The organism is Leptospira kanakyensis, from assembly GCF_004769235.1.
GTDB lineage: Bacteria > Spirochaetota > Leptospiria > Leptospirales > Leptospiraceae > Leptospira_A > Leptospira_A kanakyensis.
In genome coordinates this window covers 130,584-146,956 of sequence record NZ_RQFG01000012.1, presented here as the reverse complement: position 1 = coordinate 146,956, position 16,373 = coordinate 130,584, and the positions used below count along the sequence as shown (strand labels likewise).

Here is a 16,373-nt window from a genome sequence, read left to right as displayed (position 1 = left end):
CATTGGCTGGAATTTTAGGCGAATACACAGAAGTTTTCCTGGAAGAATCCGAGGATCAAATTGAAGAATTAAATTCTAATTTGGTAAAACTCGAAAAGGATCATGAAAACCCTGAAATCATTAACGATATCTTTCGAGCAGCACACTCTTTAAAAAGTTCCTCTGCTTTCGTTGGTCTTTACAATCTTTCTGATTTATCTCATACAATGGAAAACCTTCTCCAAAAAATTAGAGAAGGAAGCCTCGAGATCAATGTTAATTTGGTCAATTTATTGTTTGAATGTTTTGATCTCATCAAACAAGTGATAGAAGGTGTGGCCAATGGTGTAAAGGTAGAAACACCTTTTACTGACATGATCAAAAAACTCCAGGACTACGAAGCACAACCAAATCAATCCTCAGGTGCATCGAGTAGCAGTTCGAAGGCAAGTAGTCCTTCCAAACCAGTTAGTTCTAATTCTTCCTCTATCAGTTTAAATGATGAAGAGATTTCTGAAGTTCGCCAGTCCTTAAAAGAAGATAACGATCTATTTGCTTTTTTCGTCAACTTGAAGTTAAAAGATGAAACTCCTATGCAGAACTTAAGACTTCTGCTCATTTTACAGTCGGTAAAACAATCAGGTGTAATCATCAAATGTAATCCTTCCGAAGATGCTTTGGACAATGGCCAAGGTAGTTTTGCGCTTTCCTTTGTAACTGTTACAAAATTAAACAAACATGAGTTACATGTGCAGTGTAATATTGATATGGTGGACACTCTCGTGATAGAGGAACTCAAACTTCCTGAAACGGAAATGGAAGCCTTAGAAAAAAGATCAGATACAACACCAGTTTCCGCTGCAGCAGGTTCATCCAATGGCAATCATGATTTAGAAGATAAACATGGTGTTCGCGGGGCTGGTAACTTTGATAAGGCGGTTACTGATTCTAAAGTAGTGATGAGAACCATCAAGGTTTCTTCTGACAAACTAGACCAACTCATGAATAACGTGGGAGAACTTGTTATTACTAACTCTGGATTCCAAAAAATCTATGATGATTTAGTGGCGCAGTTCGGTGAAGATTCTTTGTTCAATGAACTCAAAGGGAAAATCGACCAAATCAATCGAATTTCCAAAGACCTACAAACTGGAATTATGAACATCCGAATGGTTCCGATTGGGTCTGTATTCAACAGGTTTACGAGACTTATCCGTGACCTTTCGTTGGAAACAGGCAAACAAGTTAACCTTGTCCTTCGCGGTGAAAACACAGAACTCGATAAAAAAGTAATCGATGCGATTGGAGAACCACTCATCCATCTCATTCGTAATTCCGTAGACCATGGAATTGAATCACCAGCGGAAAGGAAAGCAGCCGGCAAACCAGAAGAAGGAACTGTCGAACTCAATGCCTACCAAGGTGGTTCCAATATCCTTGTGGAAATCCGTGATGATGGTAAGGGTTTGAACAAAGATAAAATCCTTAAAAAAGCCATTGAACGTGGGCTTGTAAACGAATCGGATGCGCAGAATCTTTCTGAGTCCGATATCTTCCAGTTTATCTTTGCTCCAGGATTTTCTACCGCTGATAAAATTTCTGATATTTCCGGCCGTGGTGTCGGTATGAATGTTGTGAATAAACTCATCGAAGAGTTTAAAGGCAAAATTCTCATCCATTCGGAAGAAGGGAAGGGATCGTCATTCACCTTATCTTTCCCACAAGCACTTGCTATCATTCCTTCTATCCTTGTGATTATGGAAGAGGAAGTTTATGCGTTCCCACTTTCTGAAGTTTCCGAAACCATCAAAGTAAACTTAGACCAAATTACCACTCTAGAAGGGCACGAGATCATCAACCTACGAGGTGAGGTATTACCGATCTATCGTTTGAATCGTATTCTTGGACTTGCAGACAAACAAGAAATGGTGGAAGTTCCAGTTGTCATCGTAAATTATAAAACAAGAAAACTTGGGTTTATGGTAGATGATCTCATTGGTAAACATGAAACCGTAATTAAGTCACTTGGTAAAAACTTCAAAGACATCCAAGGTTTAACAGGGGCCACAATTATGGGGGATGGAACCATCATCCTCGTTTTAGATATCCCTGGTCTTGTGGAAATTGCCGCAGATAAAGTGGACTGGTCTGATCAGTTAGTCGCTGGTGAAATGATGAAACGTGCTTCCACGATTCGTTCTCTAGAAATGTCTGATTCAGAACTGATGTTCAAGTCAAATCATCCTACAAATCGTTATAATGCGAAGTTGATTGAGTTACGTGCTAAAGACAAATCACGTGTTAAAAAAGATAAACATAAAATCGAAAAACATGTCATTGTTCCAAAAGAAGAGGTATATGCAGAAGAACCTGCAACAAACCTCAAAATCACAACAGAAGTAATCAAAACGGAAACGGTTGTGAATGGAAATTCTGGTGAATCTTCAAAATCAGCCACGGCAACACTTGTAATCGATCACAAAACTGATGAAATCCATCGTTTGGCAGACGTAGCAAAAATAGAAAACGTCAAATTGACTGAAAGAGAACAAGCCGCAGAAATCATCAAAGGTTTTGTGGAACAAAAAGAAGAACGTTTGAACCAAGTGGCAGCACTAAATTCAGATGCAATCAACGAAATCATGTCTTCTAAAGATATCAAAAAACTAGAGAACATTGTGAACACTGGTATGATGAATGCCGGTGTCGTACTTTCTCAGTTAGTTGGTAAAGAAGTAGAATTGTTTATTCCTGAAATTACACTCACCGATCGAGAGGGACTAGCCAAAGAATTTCGTTATTCGATGGATCAGTTTTTTGGAATGAAAATTCGTATGACAGGGGATCTCAACGGAAACCTTCTTATGATGTTTTCAGAAGAAAATGGATCGGAAATTGCAAAAGAGTTACTTGGTTCTGAAGATGCAAAATATGCGGAAGGAAGTAGTCATAAACTTTCTGAGGATATGGTTTCTGTTTTATCTGAAATTTCCAATATTGTTTGTTCGAGTGTGATGAATTCCCTTTCGAATAAATTAAAAAAGGAAGTTTTACCTTCGGTTCCAGAAATGATTACGGGAAGTTTTATGGATGTCATTGACATTGTAAAACCAGAACGAACCAAGTTTTTGTCCATGCATACAGAATTTAACCACCAAGGTAGTAACCTAATTGGTGTTTTGGTTTTCCTACCTGATTTTGATGAACTGGTAGAACTCATCCATAAATCATGAATAAAAAACCAACTGTTGTTATCATTGACGATTCACTCCTTGTGAGGAATATCTTAAGTGATGCCCTCACCAAAAAAGATGAGGTGCAGGTCATTGCTACCGGGAAAACCGGAATGGACTGTATTGATTTAGCCAGTAAGTTAAAACCAGACTTTATTGTTTTGGACATTGAGATGCCGATTATGGATGGTCTCACTGCACTTGCAGAAATCAAAAAATTAAAACTCACCACTCATGTGATTATGCTGTCGGTTCTCACCCAACACGGGGCCGATGCGACTTTTAAAGCCTTGGAACTTGGGGCAGTTGACTTCATTCCGAAACCTTCCAGCGGAAATCAGTTTTCGCCAGAGGATGTGGCTGCGGTATTGTCCGCAAAAATCAAAGGTTTTTCTGATTCCAGACTTCCGAGTCCAGAATCTTTACCAAAACCAGAGAGAACCGAACGCCAATTAAATAAAAGTTTTCAAAAACCGATCAAAGTAGACGCTATCGGAATAGGGACCTCCACTGGAGGCCCCAAAGCCTTACAAACGGTCTTTGCGAGTATTCCCGAAGACTTTGCGAAACCTATCTTTGTGGTACAACATATGCCAGCGGGGTTTACCAAGGCATTTGCAGATAGATTGAATTCCTTGTCTAAAATACAAGTGAAAGAAGCGGAACAAGGTGACTTGGTACAATCGGGGACTGCTTATATCGCTCCCGGAGATTACCAAATGAAAGTAGTCACAAAAGGAAAAGATCGTGTCATTGAACTGACTCATACGGGCCAGGTCAACGGACACAGGCCATCCATTGAAGTATTGTTTGATAGTTTGGTGGAAGCTTACGGTGGGGATCATCTTTTGTCCATGATCATGACAGGTATGGGAAAAGATGGATCACAAGCCATCACCAACATTCACGCCAAAGGTGGTATTACTCTGGCGCAGAATGAAGCAACATCGGTAGTGTACGGAATGAACCGAGTTGCAGTAGAACTAGGGGGCATTGATTTTGTCCTTCCTGTGGATGATTTAGTACCAAAGATGATTGAATTATTAAAGTCGAGAGGGAATTAACATGGCAAGAATTTTGGTTGTAGATGATGCAAAATTCATGAGAACGCTCGTAAAAGATGCGTTAGTTGGTGCGGGTCACGAGATCGTAGGTGAAGCTGAGAACGGTAATATTGCGGTAGAACAGTATAAGAACCTCAAGCCGGATTTAGTCACTATGGACATTACCATGCGTGAAAAAGATGGAATCGAAGCTACAAAAGAAATCATTAAATTTGATGCTTCTGCTAAAATCATTATGGTAACGGCTCTTGGTCAGGAAGATTTACTGGCAAAAGCAATTAAGATGGGTGTTAAGGATTTTGTTGTAAAACCTTTTCCTCCAGAAAGATTGCAACAAGCAGCAGCTAAAGCATTAGGTTTATAAATCGTGTCCCCAACCCCGGAGTTTATCGTCCGGTGGCAAAACCAGGACGGAGGGCTGACAGAAGGACCTTTAACGGTTTTATGGTCTCTGATTGATAGTTATAAGGTTGATATTTTTGAAGTCTCCCTTTCGCGTATCACATCCGATTTCATTCAATTTTTGAGAACCAGTCAGTCCTTATCGATTGAGTTAACTTCTGAGTTTGCTGTGATGGCATCTCATTTGGTGTATTTAAAATCCAAAGCCTTATTGCCGGATCCCGGTTTTGAGGAAGAGGATTATGACCCGCCTCTACCCAAAGAACTCGTAGATAAATTACTCGAACACAAAAAGTTCCAAATGGCCGGACAACGTCTGGCGGAACTGGACAGATTGACCGCAGGTATGTTCACTCGGGAAACCAACCAAGTTTTGGATGAAACGGAAGTTTGGTTGGATGTTAGTCTTGTGGATTTAATTTCTGCCTTCAATTCGATTTTGGAACAAGAGTCTTCCAATGAAATCGAAGACCTTCTCCCCATCTACGAGGGTGTGGCCCAATACTCCGTAGAAGATAAAATGGCCTATATACAAAGTCTTTTAGAAAAATCCGGGGAAATCCACTTTATGGATTTGTTCGAAACAGAAAAACCGGAAAAAAAAGAAATCGTCGCTGCCTTCCTTGCCGTATTAGAAGTTGTTAAAATCCGAGTTTGCAAAGTCCTCCAACATGCAGTTTTCGGTGAAATCAAAATAGTCAAGGTTTAGATCCATTTGGAAGAAAGAACTTATACCAAGGGCCTTCTAGAGGCGCTTCTTTTTTTATCTTCAGATCCAATCAAATTGTCTGCACTTGCCAAGTCTGCTGGGATCGAAAAAACGGAAGCCCGGGAACTCCTTGATGAACTCATCCTAGATTACCAAGAAAAAGAAGGCGGTTTTTTACTCAGAGAAATCGCCGGTGGTTACCAATTCATCACCAATCAAAAATACAGCGAAATTTTAGCTCATATCTTTAAAGATAAAAAAAGAGAAACTCTTTCTCGCGGAACCTTGGACACTCTTGCCATCATTGCTTACAAACAACCCATCACATTAACAGAACTCGATGAAATTCGAGGGGTGTCTTCTCGCGCAATGATTGCGAGCCTCATGTCTAAAAAATTGGTAAAAGCTGTGGGCCAAAAGGAAGTGCCTGGAAGACCTACATTGTATGGAACTACCAACGAGTTCTTGTTACACTTTGGACTTAGTAAACTCACAGACCTGCCGACTCCTGTAGAAGTCAAAGAACTTAAATTCGAAGAATTTTCGCCAGAATCCATCACTGTAACTGATGAAACAGAAATGAATCCTGATTTTGATACAAGCACTCTACCGGAAGAATTACAAGAAGAGGCCTGAGATGAGTAGTGCAGAAGAAGAACTAAAAAAACTCCGTGCGGGTATTGATTCGTTAGACACTGAAATCATCGCTCTCATTCAAAAACGGGCAGGTTTTGCTCAAGAAATTGGTCGTGTGAAAAAAGAATCCGGTGGTCCCATCTACCGTCCTGATCGTGAAAAAGACGTATATGAAAAGGTAACAAAATTATCAGGTGGGCCACTTCCTGCATCTGTCATTCGTGCCATCTACAGAGAGATGATGTCTGGAACCATTGCCTTAGAACATCCGTTAAAGATTGGATTTTTAGGACCCGAAGGAAGTTTTTCTCATTCCGCATTACGTGCAAAATTTGGATCCTCGATAGACGCGGTTCCGCAAACCTCTATCCCTGATGTATTTCGAATGGTGGAAGAGGGGAAGTTGGATTACGGAGTGGTTCCTGTGGAAAATTCCACGGAAGGACAAGTTAGTTCCACACTGGATATGTTTTTAGAAACAGACCTTTTCGTTTATTCTGAGTTATACCAAAGAATTTCTTTTTCACTGCTTGGATTTGAAACTGATCTTTCGGCTGTAAAAAAAATCTACGGGATTCGGATTGGAAACGAACAATGTCGTAATTGGATATCGGCTAACCTTCCGAGTGTGGAGGTTGTGGATACATCCTCCACCGCTATGGCAGCAAAATTAGTTTCGGAACGAAAAGATGGACTTGCCATCGCATCCAAAATTGCCGGTGAAATTTATGGTTTAAACGTAGTTGCCGAAGGAATCGAAGATTATTCGGGAAATACCACTCGGTTTCTTGTGATTGGCAAAACAGAATCTCCTAAAACAAAAGAAGATAAAACATCCATTGTATTTTCGATTCCGAACCAAACTGGTTCTTTGTTTGCTGTCTTAAAAACTTTTAATGAAATACCTGTAAACCTCACTAAAATTGAATCTAGACCTCTCAAACGAAACTTGTGGGAGTATCATTTTTTTGTGGATTTTATTGGACACAAAGAAGATCCAAAAATTGCAGAATTACTCGAAAAAGTAAAATCACAATGTACCTTGTTTAAACTGTTAGGTTCCTATCCAACGGCCGGATCTTTTCCGACATGAACTTATCCAAAGTTTTGATTTATGGAATGGGACTAATGGGTGGATCCTTGGCCCTTGCCATTCAAAAGAAATTTCCAGACACTGAAATTACGGCAGTGGTTCGTTCTGAAAAAAGTAAAAATACAATCCTTAAGAAAAACTTAAGTAACCAAGTGTTTTTACAATCAGAGTTTATCTCTCCGGATTGGAACCATTATGATTTGGTAGTTTTTAGTACTCCAGTTGCATCCATTTTGAAAATCATTCCTACTCTTCCTAAATCAGGGAATACAATCTTTATCGATTTGGGATCTACCAAAGAAACAATTGTTTCTGCAGTGGAATCTCATTATGCTAATACCACTCATCATTATATTTCTACCCATCCTATGTGTGGATCCGAACAAGTGGGTGCGGATGCAGCCGTTCCTGATTTGTATGTGGATAAACTATGTATACTCACGTCTCCCAAGTTGGCATCAAACACGAGTTTGGATTTTGTTCGTTTGTTTTGGGAAAAAATTGGTTCTTGGACAATGGAGATGGATTCAAAGTCACATGATGAAACTTTGGCTTACTTATCTCACCTCCCTCATGTCATTTCTACCTTGCTTGTCAATGTAGCAGGATCCAATCCCACAACCAAAAAAGAAATTATGGGAACTTCTAAACCTATTACAGGTGGTGGGTTTAGAGATATGTCTCGGATTGCTGGATCCAATCCTGATATGTGGATTTCGATTTTTAAAGAAAACCAAGTATTTTTAAAGAAGTCAATTGATGATTTGATCAAACAATTGTTAGAGTTTCGTGATTTGTTTGGATCCAACGGTTTTTTTGATGAAGATAAAATTCGTAAAATTTGGGAATTGGCTCTATTAAACAAAGAAGAAATTCGAAAAACCAAATGAAGTTTTTAAAAAACATAAATAAGTTAAACGGTTGTAAGGCAGCCATTCTCACCAACCAAAGTGCATTTGGATTTAATGGAAAATACCACTTCCAGACCTATGCTGAGATTTTTGATCTTAAAACTATTTTTTTACCAGAACATGGACTTTTTGCTGAGTTACAAGACCAAGTCAGCGGGGATGAACTCAAATATCTTTTTGGAGATATGCAAATTGTAAATCTCTATGGAAAAGAAGAGAAAAGTCTTGTTCCTCCCAGAGAAAGTTTGACTGGGGTGGATGTCATCATAGTTGATATCAAAGATGTGGGCTCTCGCTATTATACGTTTTTAACGACAGCTTATTATATTCTTTTGGAAATCTCTCGCCTAAAAAAAGAAACCGGCAAAGCTCCGATTTTTCTAGTGATTGATTCACCGAATCCCATTGGCAAAAAAGTAGAAGGAACTCCTCTCCAAAAGGAATTTGAATCCTTTGTTGGTGTTACTTCTGTATTACATAGACATGGACTCACTCCTGGGGGATTATTATCATATTATAATGAAACCTTTCACTTAAAAGTGGATGTGGTGGTGGTTCCTGTGGGAGTGTTCCATCCAAAGTCTATTTCCCAATTTGAATGGGTTCCCCCATCTCCGAACATTCCTACACAAAGTACCTGTTTGGTGTATCCAGGAATGTGTCTTTTGGAAGGAACCAATCTTTCCGAAGGAAGAGGGACGACAAAACCCTTTGAAACTTTTGGAGCTCCCTATTTAGTCGGTAAAGCAAAAGAAGAATTGGATAAACGTATGGACTCACACCAATCGGATGATTTTCGTTTGCGAGCTTTACGTTTTTTACCTACCTTTCATAAATATACTGGTACGATTTGTGAAGGATACCAACTCATGGTACTAAAACCAAAACAGTTTCATTCCCTTTATTTTATTTTGTACTTCCTGAAACAACTCGGTGAATTATTTCCGAAAGAATTCGAATATTTAAAAGGTGTGTACGAGTTTCGTTCGGACAGGCCAGCAATTGAACTTCTTGCGGGTGACAGTGTTCTACTTGATTATTTGTACGGCAAATTATCGGAATCTGCGCTCAGTGAGTATTTAGACCAGTCAGAACGTCATTGGATGAAGCTCACAAAACCGTATCGATATTAATTTTTTTAACAAATTGGTGTTGCAGACCGACTAAAGACTAGGTATACAATGACCATGACAAGAATGTTTCGAACCGTTTTTCTGGTTTCCTTAATGGCAACCTTATTAACCAACTGCGGTTATAACCGTATCCAAGAGTTGGATGAAGAAGTGACTGCTTCTTGGGCAGAAGTTCTCAACCAATACAAAAGAAGATCTGATTTAGTTCCGAATTTGGTTTCCGCTGTGAAAGGATTTGCAAACCAAGAAAAAGAAATTATGACAGGAATTGCAGAAGCACGTGCTAAAATTGGATCCATCCAAGCAACTCCAGAACTTGTAAACAACCCAGAGAGTTTGAAAAAATTTGACCAAGCACAAGGTCAATTGGGTTCCGCGTTGTCAAGACTCCTTATGATCCAAGAAAACTACCCACAATTGAAATCTGACCAACATTTTTCTGATTTGATGGCACAGTTGGAAGGGACAGAAAATAGAATCACTGTGGCAAGAAACCGATTCATCAAATCAACAAAAGAATTCAATGTGTACATTCGTCAGTTTCCAGCGGTTCTCACTGCAAAAGCTTTTGGTTATGATGCAAAAGCAACCTTTACTGTAGAAGATCCAAAGGCGATTGAGAATGCACCAAAAGTAGAATTCTAAATCAATTGATTTTGAATTTTAAATGGAAGCCGGTAAGTGATTACCGGCTTTTTTTATTTAGAATTGAAAGTAGAGGAATGGACTTGATACCGTCACACTATAAATGATAAACGAAGTGATGTAGAGTAGGATACAAGTTGGGATCAGGAAATATAAATTGTCTGTGATAAAGGCAAACCTGTCCTCCTTTTTATCTTGGAGGATATCCACCAAAAACAAAAATCCAACGAGGATCACTAAACTCAAACTCATCTGAGGAAAAATTCCGCCCGCGCCAGTGAATGCACGTTCTAACATGATTTTGGTGATACCCATTCCTGTAGGAACTTCAGGAGTGGCTTTGGCTCTGAAGAAAAAACAAGACAATACGAATATACCTACTGGATACAATGGTTGGATGGCACGTGGTACTCGGTTCCATGCCTTACGCATAGTTTCAAATTTGAAAACAAATTTTTCGATGACCATCATAGAGGAGTGGAGTGTTCCCCATAAAACAAAGGTCCAATCGGCACCGTGCCAAATTCCCGAAACAAATGTAGTGATAAAAAGATTCACATAAGCCATAATTTCACCACGTCTATTGCCACCGAGAGTGATGTATACATAGTCACGTAACCAAGAACTAAACGAAATATGCCAACGTCTCCAAAGTTCGGTTAGTGTTCCCGATAAAAAAGGACGGTCAAAGTTTTTTGGAATATGAAATCCAAGTATCCTTGCGGTTCCAATTGCTATGTCGGAGTATCCGGAAAAATCACAATAAATTTGCACCGCAAATAAAAACGCAGCAATCCACATCGCAATCCAATTGTATTCCGTAGGGTTGGCATACATAGGATCAATGACATAAGAAACTGGATCGGCTATGAAGGTTTTTTTAAAAATTCCCCAAAACAGTTGTTTGAGGCCATGTTTTAAATTTTCTTTTGTGAAATCCTTGGAATCTAAAAATTGGTGGAGGACATCACTCGCACGTAAGATAGGCCCTGCCACAAGTTGCGGGAAAAAAGCCAAAAAAAGTCCAAAATGAAAAATGGATTTGGCTCTTTCCACCACACCCCTATAGACATCGACTGCATAGGATACTGCTTGTAAGGTGAAAAAACTAATCCCCATGGGAAGAAGAATTCCTGACTTTTGGACAAATTCTGGATCGCAAGGAGTGAATGAAAATGTTTGGTTCCAAACAGTAATGGAAAAATCTAAATACTTAAATACAAATAGTAAACTTAAGTTACTCCAAACAGCCACATTCAACCAACAGAGTTTTTTTGGTTTAGAGGAAGTGGCTTCCATATAATCCACAGCTAGTTTTGTGACAACAAAAGAAAACACGAGTAAAATCAGAAATGGTATTCTAAAAATTGCATAAAAATACAAACTAACAATGAATAACCAGAGGCCTTGAAATCTTTTAGGAATTAAAAAATATACTAGGATGACAACGGGTGCAAAGATCAAATAGTGAACAGAATTAAAAAGCATATTATTTGATTTCCTTTAAGGCTTCGCCAATGGATTCAGCAGCCCATAAATTCCCTAGTTTTGTTAGGTGGCCATCACCTGGAATGTAGTAGTCTTGGATTCCTGCTTTTTTTGTTTTTCCATTTAAGGTAAATTCGCGGCCGCACATTTTATCCGTATAAGGGAGAATGTCTAAAGTTTTTATCCCTTTTGAGTCCAAATACTTTTTAGCGCGGATGGCATAACCACCAAGTGCATTATACTTTCCTAACTGCCTGCAATACACTTCTTCGATTTGCATAGGAAGTAAAACTGGCACAAATTTATATCCTTTTTCCTTTGAAAGAGCGATCATTAAATCATAGGCTCTGGTAGTTGTTTCGGGTAAGGGTTCGAGGGAGTTTGGATCCACTGGAGAGTCAGAGCAGACTACATTTAGGTTCTGGAGAGGAGTGGGGCAAATGAACTCATCTTTTTCTTCGCATCTCTGTTGTTTGATGGGAAGTATAAATGTTTCTCGCAAATAAACGAGTGGCGAAGAAGTAAGAAGTTCTGTATCTGCTGCGACTAAATATTTGGTTTGAGCAAATTTGACCTTCGTTTGTTCGTAAGCCAGTTTGAGTGCTTGTAAAAGATAAGAAATTCTTGTGAGTTCAAATTGGATACGAAAGTTGTTTTTCCAAACAGGATCGTTTTCATGTAATGCATCATTTTCATCATCGGGAAGTATACCTTGCGCTCGTAATTCATCAGGCATTGTAAAATCATTGGGAGAGATAAAAAATAATACGGTTTGAATATTATCAATTTTGCCTGACATATCTTTTAGGCGTTTGTAAGACCCAAGAGATCCGTAAGCATCCACACCCAAATTCAAACTTTGGTAAGTAAGTCCGTTTTGTTCAGATTCGCCCAGTTTTGAACAAAAAGTATCTTCATCAGAAACACCAAATCCCATAACCAAACTATCCCCAAGACAAACGAGTTTTGGTTTTCCTGGTATGGGTTCTTCTATCCCTCGAAGACCAAGTGAATTGGTTGTGAACTGTCCTTGCCAAAGATCAGCATAGTGGCGGACAAAACGACTTTCGTTTGGTTCTAGGGCCACCCCATATTCGGGATGGTAGGCATGCAAAAGTTTGACATCGCGGTAGTAACGTAAAGCAGGCGGATTGGAAATGCGTAAAATCAATTCCAAAGAAAGTAACGCCAACGGGAAAAATAGGACAATGGCTCCCCATCGTTTCCAGTTTTGAATCATATCCCTCTAAACTTTAGAATTCGAGCTGGGAATCAAGCATTTCTAAGGCAAATTTAAGAAGTCCTTGGCGATGGCATCGGCAAAAAGTTCAGCAAGGGCAGGGCCTGGGTGGCCATCTCCAGAGATATAAACTTGTTTTTGTTCTTTAAACAAATCTTCTGTTTTCTTTCGGAGGTCGATGGTTTTCATCCCTTGTTTGATAAAAAATATTTTTGCCTCATTGTAATTGGGATCCTTTGTATCGGGTTTTTCAACTCTTGACATCCCCCAAGTGAAAAGGATGTTTAGTTTTTTTTGGGTTATTGCCGGGTCATTCAAAAATTGGAGTAGGTTAGAATAGGTTGTATGGTTTTCCGGATAAAGGATGGGAATTCCGGACAAAGTGTACACATTGGATGGAGGTGAGGGAAGAAGACTTCGGTAGAGATAAGAATTGCGACTGAGTTTGTAGTGGATGGGATAAAGATAACGTTTTAAACCTTTTTTTTCTCTTTCATCATCGATAAAGTCGGATGGATTCCAAATCCAGTAAATTTGACTGGGAAGGTCTTCTTGTTTTGTAGAATCCAAACTTTCTTTTAAAAGCTTAAAGATTCCATTTGTGCCAATGGCATCCACCGCAATCACACGCGTTTCTATTTTATATTTTGTTTTTAAATAAAATGCTGGTGTTTCTTTTGTTGGCAGCCCATAACCCATGGCCATCGAGTCACCAATGAGCCAAAGTTGAGTTGGATTTGTATCCTTAGAAAGGATCCGTTCTCCAAAGTTGTTTGTTTGGATGTCCCAAGTTTTTCCATCCACTCTTGTGAATGTTTCATTCCGATTGGGGCAAAGTCGAATTTGATCGAATCCATACAAACAATGAAACTTTTTATAACGAATCTCTTCGGTTTCTTTTGGGTTTTGGAAACGGAGATAACCTTCTCCTAGAGATAAACTTAAGAGAAGGACAATCGTAAGATAAAATGAAAATTTATAGAATTTTTTCAATGAGGAGATAAAAGAAAGAAAGATTTCCAATATATAGAAGCATCACGAGAAAACCAATCGCCATTTGAATGATATAGGCAGAATATGAAAATCCTTGGTAAGCAAGATAAGTTGTAATTCCTAAAATCATTTCAGGAACTAACACGTAGTAGGCAACATGCCCCCACATTTTCACATCTTTTGCATACCAAGAACCGAGAACCCACATCGTTGCTTCAGAAGTTCCGAAGATAATTAAAGCAATGATTCCAACCCAAAGCCCTGTTCCAATGATGGATACAGACATTTCTTCGAGTTTGATTCCTGTATAAACACAAACAAATAAAGGAATGACCCAAAGACCGGCCATATAACCGGCAACAGTCCCTATTTTAAAAAATCCGTCTTCTGGAAATACTAATATCTGTAAGGCGCTAGAAAGAAACCAATCCGGAAAAACCATAAAAATGGATAAGGGAACTAAAAATTTCCAAATCCGAAAGGGAGTATGCCACCTAAGTCCAAGGGAAAGGCCAACAAAACTAATGTGGAAAAGGAGGGTAAGCGTAGCGAGTTTGATTCCCGCAGAACCTTCACCAAAGTATAAAACAAATCCGGAAACAATGCTAAATACTAAAAAATACAATGCCAAAAGGAATTCTTCTGCAAGGAACTTAGGTTTCATCGCTTTGCACTGTAATGAGTCTGTAGTGAGATGCAAGTCGAAACTTGATTTGTTACGGTTAAAAAATGATAACGGAGATTTTGTCAGTGTTACTTGGTGGGAGATACTGGGTTCGAACCAGTGACCTCTACCATGTCAAGGTAGCGCTCTAACCAACTGAGCTAATCCCCCAAGGTAAAACCACTTCACCAGAGCCGAGCCCACCGTAAAGTACGATTTCTGAACCGGTTCCTGATTGAAAAATCAGCGCTCATCCGATCGGCAAGTCGATCTGGTTTTGTTTTGTCTGCTATTAAAAGAACCAAATTGTCTTTTGCTCGGGATAGACCTACATATAGTATCCTTCGTTCTTCGGCTTCATTGATCCCTTCGCCGTCTTCACTCCATCCAAGAACTAAATCCAAGATGACACTGGAAAATTCTAATCCCTTGGCACTGTGGATTGTCATCACTTGCGCCGCAGGAAGGCCTAGGTCTAACCAGGTTTGTTTTCGGTAATTACTTCGGGTTAGGAGGATGCAACTTGGATCCTTTTTAAACCATTCTTTCCAAATCTCGAGTGGTTTTGTTTCTAGGTCATTGATTCGTTCTATTCGAAATACTCCCTTTTCTTTCCGAAAGGTTTGCACTTGTTTTGGGATTTTATCTTTGTTTGGTTTGAGGGGGACTAGGGAGGCTTGGATGATGGAATCCTTGGAACGATAGTTAGTGGATAAAAAGTATTGTTCCACTCCTGGAAAATGATTAGGAAAATCTAAAAAAGGTTTTGGTGTGGCCCCTCGAAACCCATAGATGGCCTGCCAATCATCACCCACTACAGTGATGGATCTGAAATTCATTTTTTTTATGATCTCAAGTTGTACTTCGTCCGTGTCTTGAAACTCGTCGATGATGAGAGACTTCCATCTTTCCTTCACGAATCCTGCTGAATCTGTATCTAAAAACTGGAGGAATTGGGAAATCAAATCATCAAACTCGAAATAATAGTTTTTCTCTTTCCATAACTTAAAATTGGATAGGAAGGATTTGTAACCTATTTCTGAAAGTTCAGAAAAATATTTCCCATCGTTTTTGAAAAGAATAGGAAAGGGAATTCCACCGACCACATAACGCAAGGGAAATAGGATTTCCTTTGTGATTTCCCATTTTTTAGATTCACTCAGAAGTTTGTATTTTGACCAGTCTTTAGAGTTATCGTAATTCTTTAGAACATGGTAACAAAACGCATGAAAGGTGGAGATATGATATTTATTTGAGAGTCCTTTTTTTACACACCTTTCCTTAAATTCACGAGTGGCTTTTTTGGTAAATGTAACAATGACCGTGTTTTCAGGAGGAATGGATTTTGTTTTTTCTCTTTCTTCCAGTAGGCCAATCATTGTGGCAGTTTTTCCGGAACCTGCACCAGCAATCACTTGTTTGATGAGATGATTCGAATGGATGATGTTTTTTTGTTCTTCACTCCACATAAATTCTAGAGCGCTCATCCCATTGACTTTGGTTCTAAATTTTTATTTATTGTTTAAACACTGCTGAATCTTCATCCTCTTCTTCTTTGAGGTCATAATATCCATAAATAAAACTAGAACTTGCTTTTACTTCCATCCCATAAAAATGTTCGGAAATTCTACCTGATTTGGTGACTTCCAATTTGTATTCTTCTGCGAGGAATTTCATTTTATCCATGGATATCTTTTCATTGATTTTGGGACCAAATCCAGATTCTGTTTTTGACCAATCAATGATGAAAAGTCGTCCACCCGATTTCATCGAACGAATGAGGCCATCCATCGCCAAACCAGGGTTTGGGAATGTGGAAAGGGAGAGGGAAGCAAAAATGATTTCTGGAACCGGAACCCATTCCGGGAGCAGGGGGTGGTCGGACTGGTCCATATGGAAAGGGGTGAGTTGTTCGATCCCTTCCATCAGTTTCCGACGAAGGATCATGTCGATGATCTCTTGTTGGCATTCCGCAGCCCAGATCCAGACATGGGGAAACCATTTTCTAAATTCATTAAAGTAGAATCCAAGCCCACTCCCAAAGTCGACTATATTGTTTAGGCCTTTCCAATTGAAAAATGCATACACATCTTCGGGAGGGCATACCTCCCTTCTGTGACTGGAAAGTAGGTATTCCTGATAACTTTGGGAACGGTAGTATTCCGTTTCGGACATAATGACAA

At 39.2% G+C, this 16,373-nt stretch carries 15 protein-coding genes and 1 tRNA gene; 9 read left to right on the top strand and 7 right to left on the bottom strand.

Annotated features, from left to right (window positions below; translation table 11 throughout):
• The first annotated feature begins 2 nt into the window (after positions 1-2).
• The 9 genes from EHQ16_RS10245 to EHQ16_RS10205 are packed head-to-tail and all read left to right on the top strand — an operon-like array spanning position 3 to position 9,805.
• Positions 3-3,212, top strand: a complete 3,210-nt coding sequence (locus tag EHQ16_RS10245; RefSeq protein WP_135635880.1) for a chemotaxis protein CheW — start codon at positions 3-5, stop codon at positions 3,210-3,212.
• Positions 3,209-4,276, top strand: a complete 1,068-nt coding sequence (locus EHQ16_RS10240) for a protein-glutamate methylesterase/protein-glutamine glutaminase (protein ID WP_135635881.1) — start codon at positions 3,209-3,211, stop codon at positions 4,274-4,276. The genes EHQ16_RS10245 and EHQ16_RS10240 overlap by 4 nt, the downstream gene beginning before the upstream one ends.
• 1 nt (position 4,277) lies before the next feature.
• A complete protein-coding gene (locus tag EHQ16_RS10235; protein ID WP_002975323.1) occupies positions 4,278-4,640 on the top strand; it encodes a response regulator in 363 nt (120 codons plus the stop codon).
• Between the two features lie 3 nt (positions 4,641-4,643).
• Positions 4,644-5,387, top strand: a complete 744-nt coding sequence (locus EHQ16_RS10230; RefSeq protein WP_135635883.1) for a segregation and condensation protein A — start codon at positions 4,644-4,646, stop codon at positions 5,385-5,387.
• A gap of 6 nt (positions 5,388-5,393) precedes the next feature.
• On the top strand, positions 5,394-6,023 hold the full coding sequence (gene scpB, locus EHQ16_RS10225; RefSeq protein ID WP_135635885.1) for an SMC-Scp complex subunit ScpB: 630 nt from the start codon (positions 5,394-5,396) through the stop codon (positions 6,021-6,023).
• A 1-nt stretch (position 6,024) separates the two neighbouring features.
• Positions 6,025-7,116, top strand: a complete 1,092-nt coding sequence (gene pheA / locus EHQ16_RS10220; protein WP_135635887.1) for a prephenate dehydratase — start codon at positions 6,025-6,027, stop codon at positions 7,114-7,116.
• The gene (locus tag EHQ16_RS10215; protein WP_135635889.1) at positions 7,113-8,006 is read left to right on the top strand and encodes a prephenate dehydrogenase; all 894 of its coding nucleotides are present in this window, start codon (positions 7,113-7,115) and stop codon (positions 8,004-8,006) included. The genes pheA and EHQ16_RS10215 overlap by 4 nt, the downstream gene beginning before the upstream one ends.
• The gene (locus tag EHQ16_RS10210) at positions 8,003-9,160 is read left to right on the top strand and encodes a DUF1343 domain-containing protein (RefSeq protein WP_135635891.1); all 1,158 of its coding nucleotides are present in this window, start codon (positions 8,003-8,005) and stop codon (positions 9,158-9,160) included. The genes EHQ16_RS10215 and EHQ16_RS10210 overlap by 4 nt, the downstream gene beginning before the upstream one ends.
• A gap of 54 nt (positions 9,161-9,214) precedes the next feature.
• Positions 9,215-9,805 (top strand): LemA family protein, encoded by a 591-nt coding sequence (locus tag EHQ16_RS10205; RefSeq protein WP_135636150.1) that lies wholly within the window; start codon positions 9,215-9,217, stop codon positions 9,803-9,805.
• Between the two features lie 57 nt (positions 9,806-9,862).
• On the opposite strand, the gene EHQ16_RS10200 is transcribed toward EHQ16_RS10205, so the two are convergent.
• From EHQ16_RS10200 to EHQ16_RS10170, 7 genes are all read right to left on the bottom strand, one after another.
• Positions 9,863-11,293 (bottom strand): MBOAT family O-acyltransferase, encoded by a 1,431-nt coding sequence (locus EHQ16_RS10200; RefSeq protein ID WP_135635893.1) that lies wholly within the window; start codon positions 11,291-11,293, stop codon positions 9,863-9,865.
• A 1-nt stretch (position 11,294) separates the two neighbouring features.
• Positions 11,295-12,533: an LA_2490 family SGNH/GDSL-type esterase gene (locus tag EHQ16_RS10195; RefSeq protein ID WP_135635895.1), complete on the bottom strand. Its 1,239-nt coding sequence runs from the start codon at positions 12,531-12,533 to the stop codon at positions 11,295-11,297.
• 42 nt (positions 12,534-12,575) lie between these two features.
• A complete protein-coding gene (locus EHQ16_RS10190) occupies positions 12,576-13,526 on the bottom strand; it encodes an LA_2486 family SGNH/GDSL-type esterase (protein ID WP_208742284.1) in 951 nt (316 codons plus the stop codon).
• Positions 13,510-14,190 carry a DUF6989 domain-containing protein gene (locus EHQ16_RS10185; RefSeq protein WP_135635897.1) on the bottom strand — a complete coding sequence of 227 codons (681 nt, stop codon included), beginning with the start codon at positions 14,188-14,190 and terminating at the stop codon, positions 13,510-13,512. The genes EHQ16_RS10190 and EHQ16_RS10185 overlap by 17 nt, the downstream gene beginning before the upstream one ends.
• Before the next feature lie 94 nt (positions 14,191-14,284).
• Positions 14,285-14,361: transfer RNA gene (locus EHQ16_RS10180), tRNA-Val, on the bottom strand.
• 14 nt (positions 14,362-14,375) lie between these two features.
• On the bottom strand, positions 14,376-15,659 hold the full coding sequence (locus EHQ16_RS10175; protein WP_135636153.1) for a UvrD-helicase domain-containing protein: 1,284 nt from the start codon (positions 15,657-15,659) through the stop codon (positions 14,376-14,378).
• Positions 15,660-15,705: 46 nt separating this feature from the next.
• Positions 15,706-16,365, bottom strand: a complete 660-nt coding sequence (locus tag EHQ16_RS10170; RefSeq protein WP_135635900.1) for a class I SAM-dependent methyltransferase — start codon at positions 16,363-16,365, stop codon at positions 15,706-15,708.
• Positions 16,366-16,373: the final 8 nt, after the last annotated feature.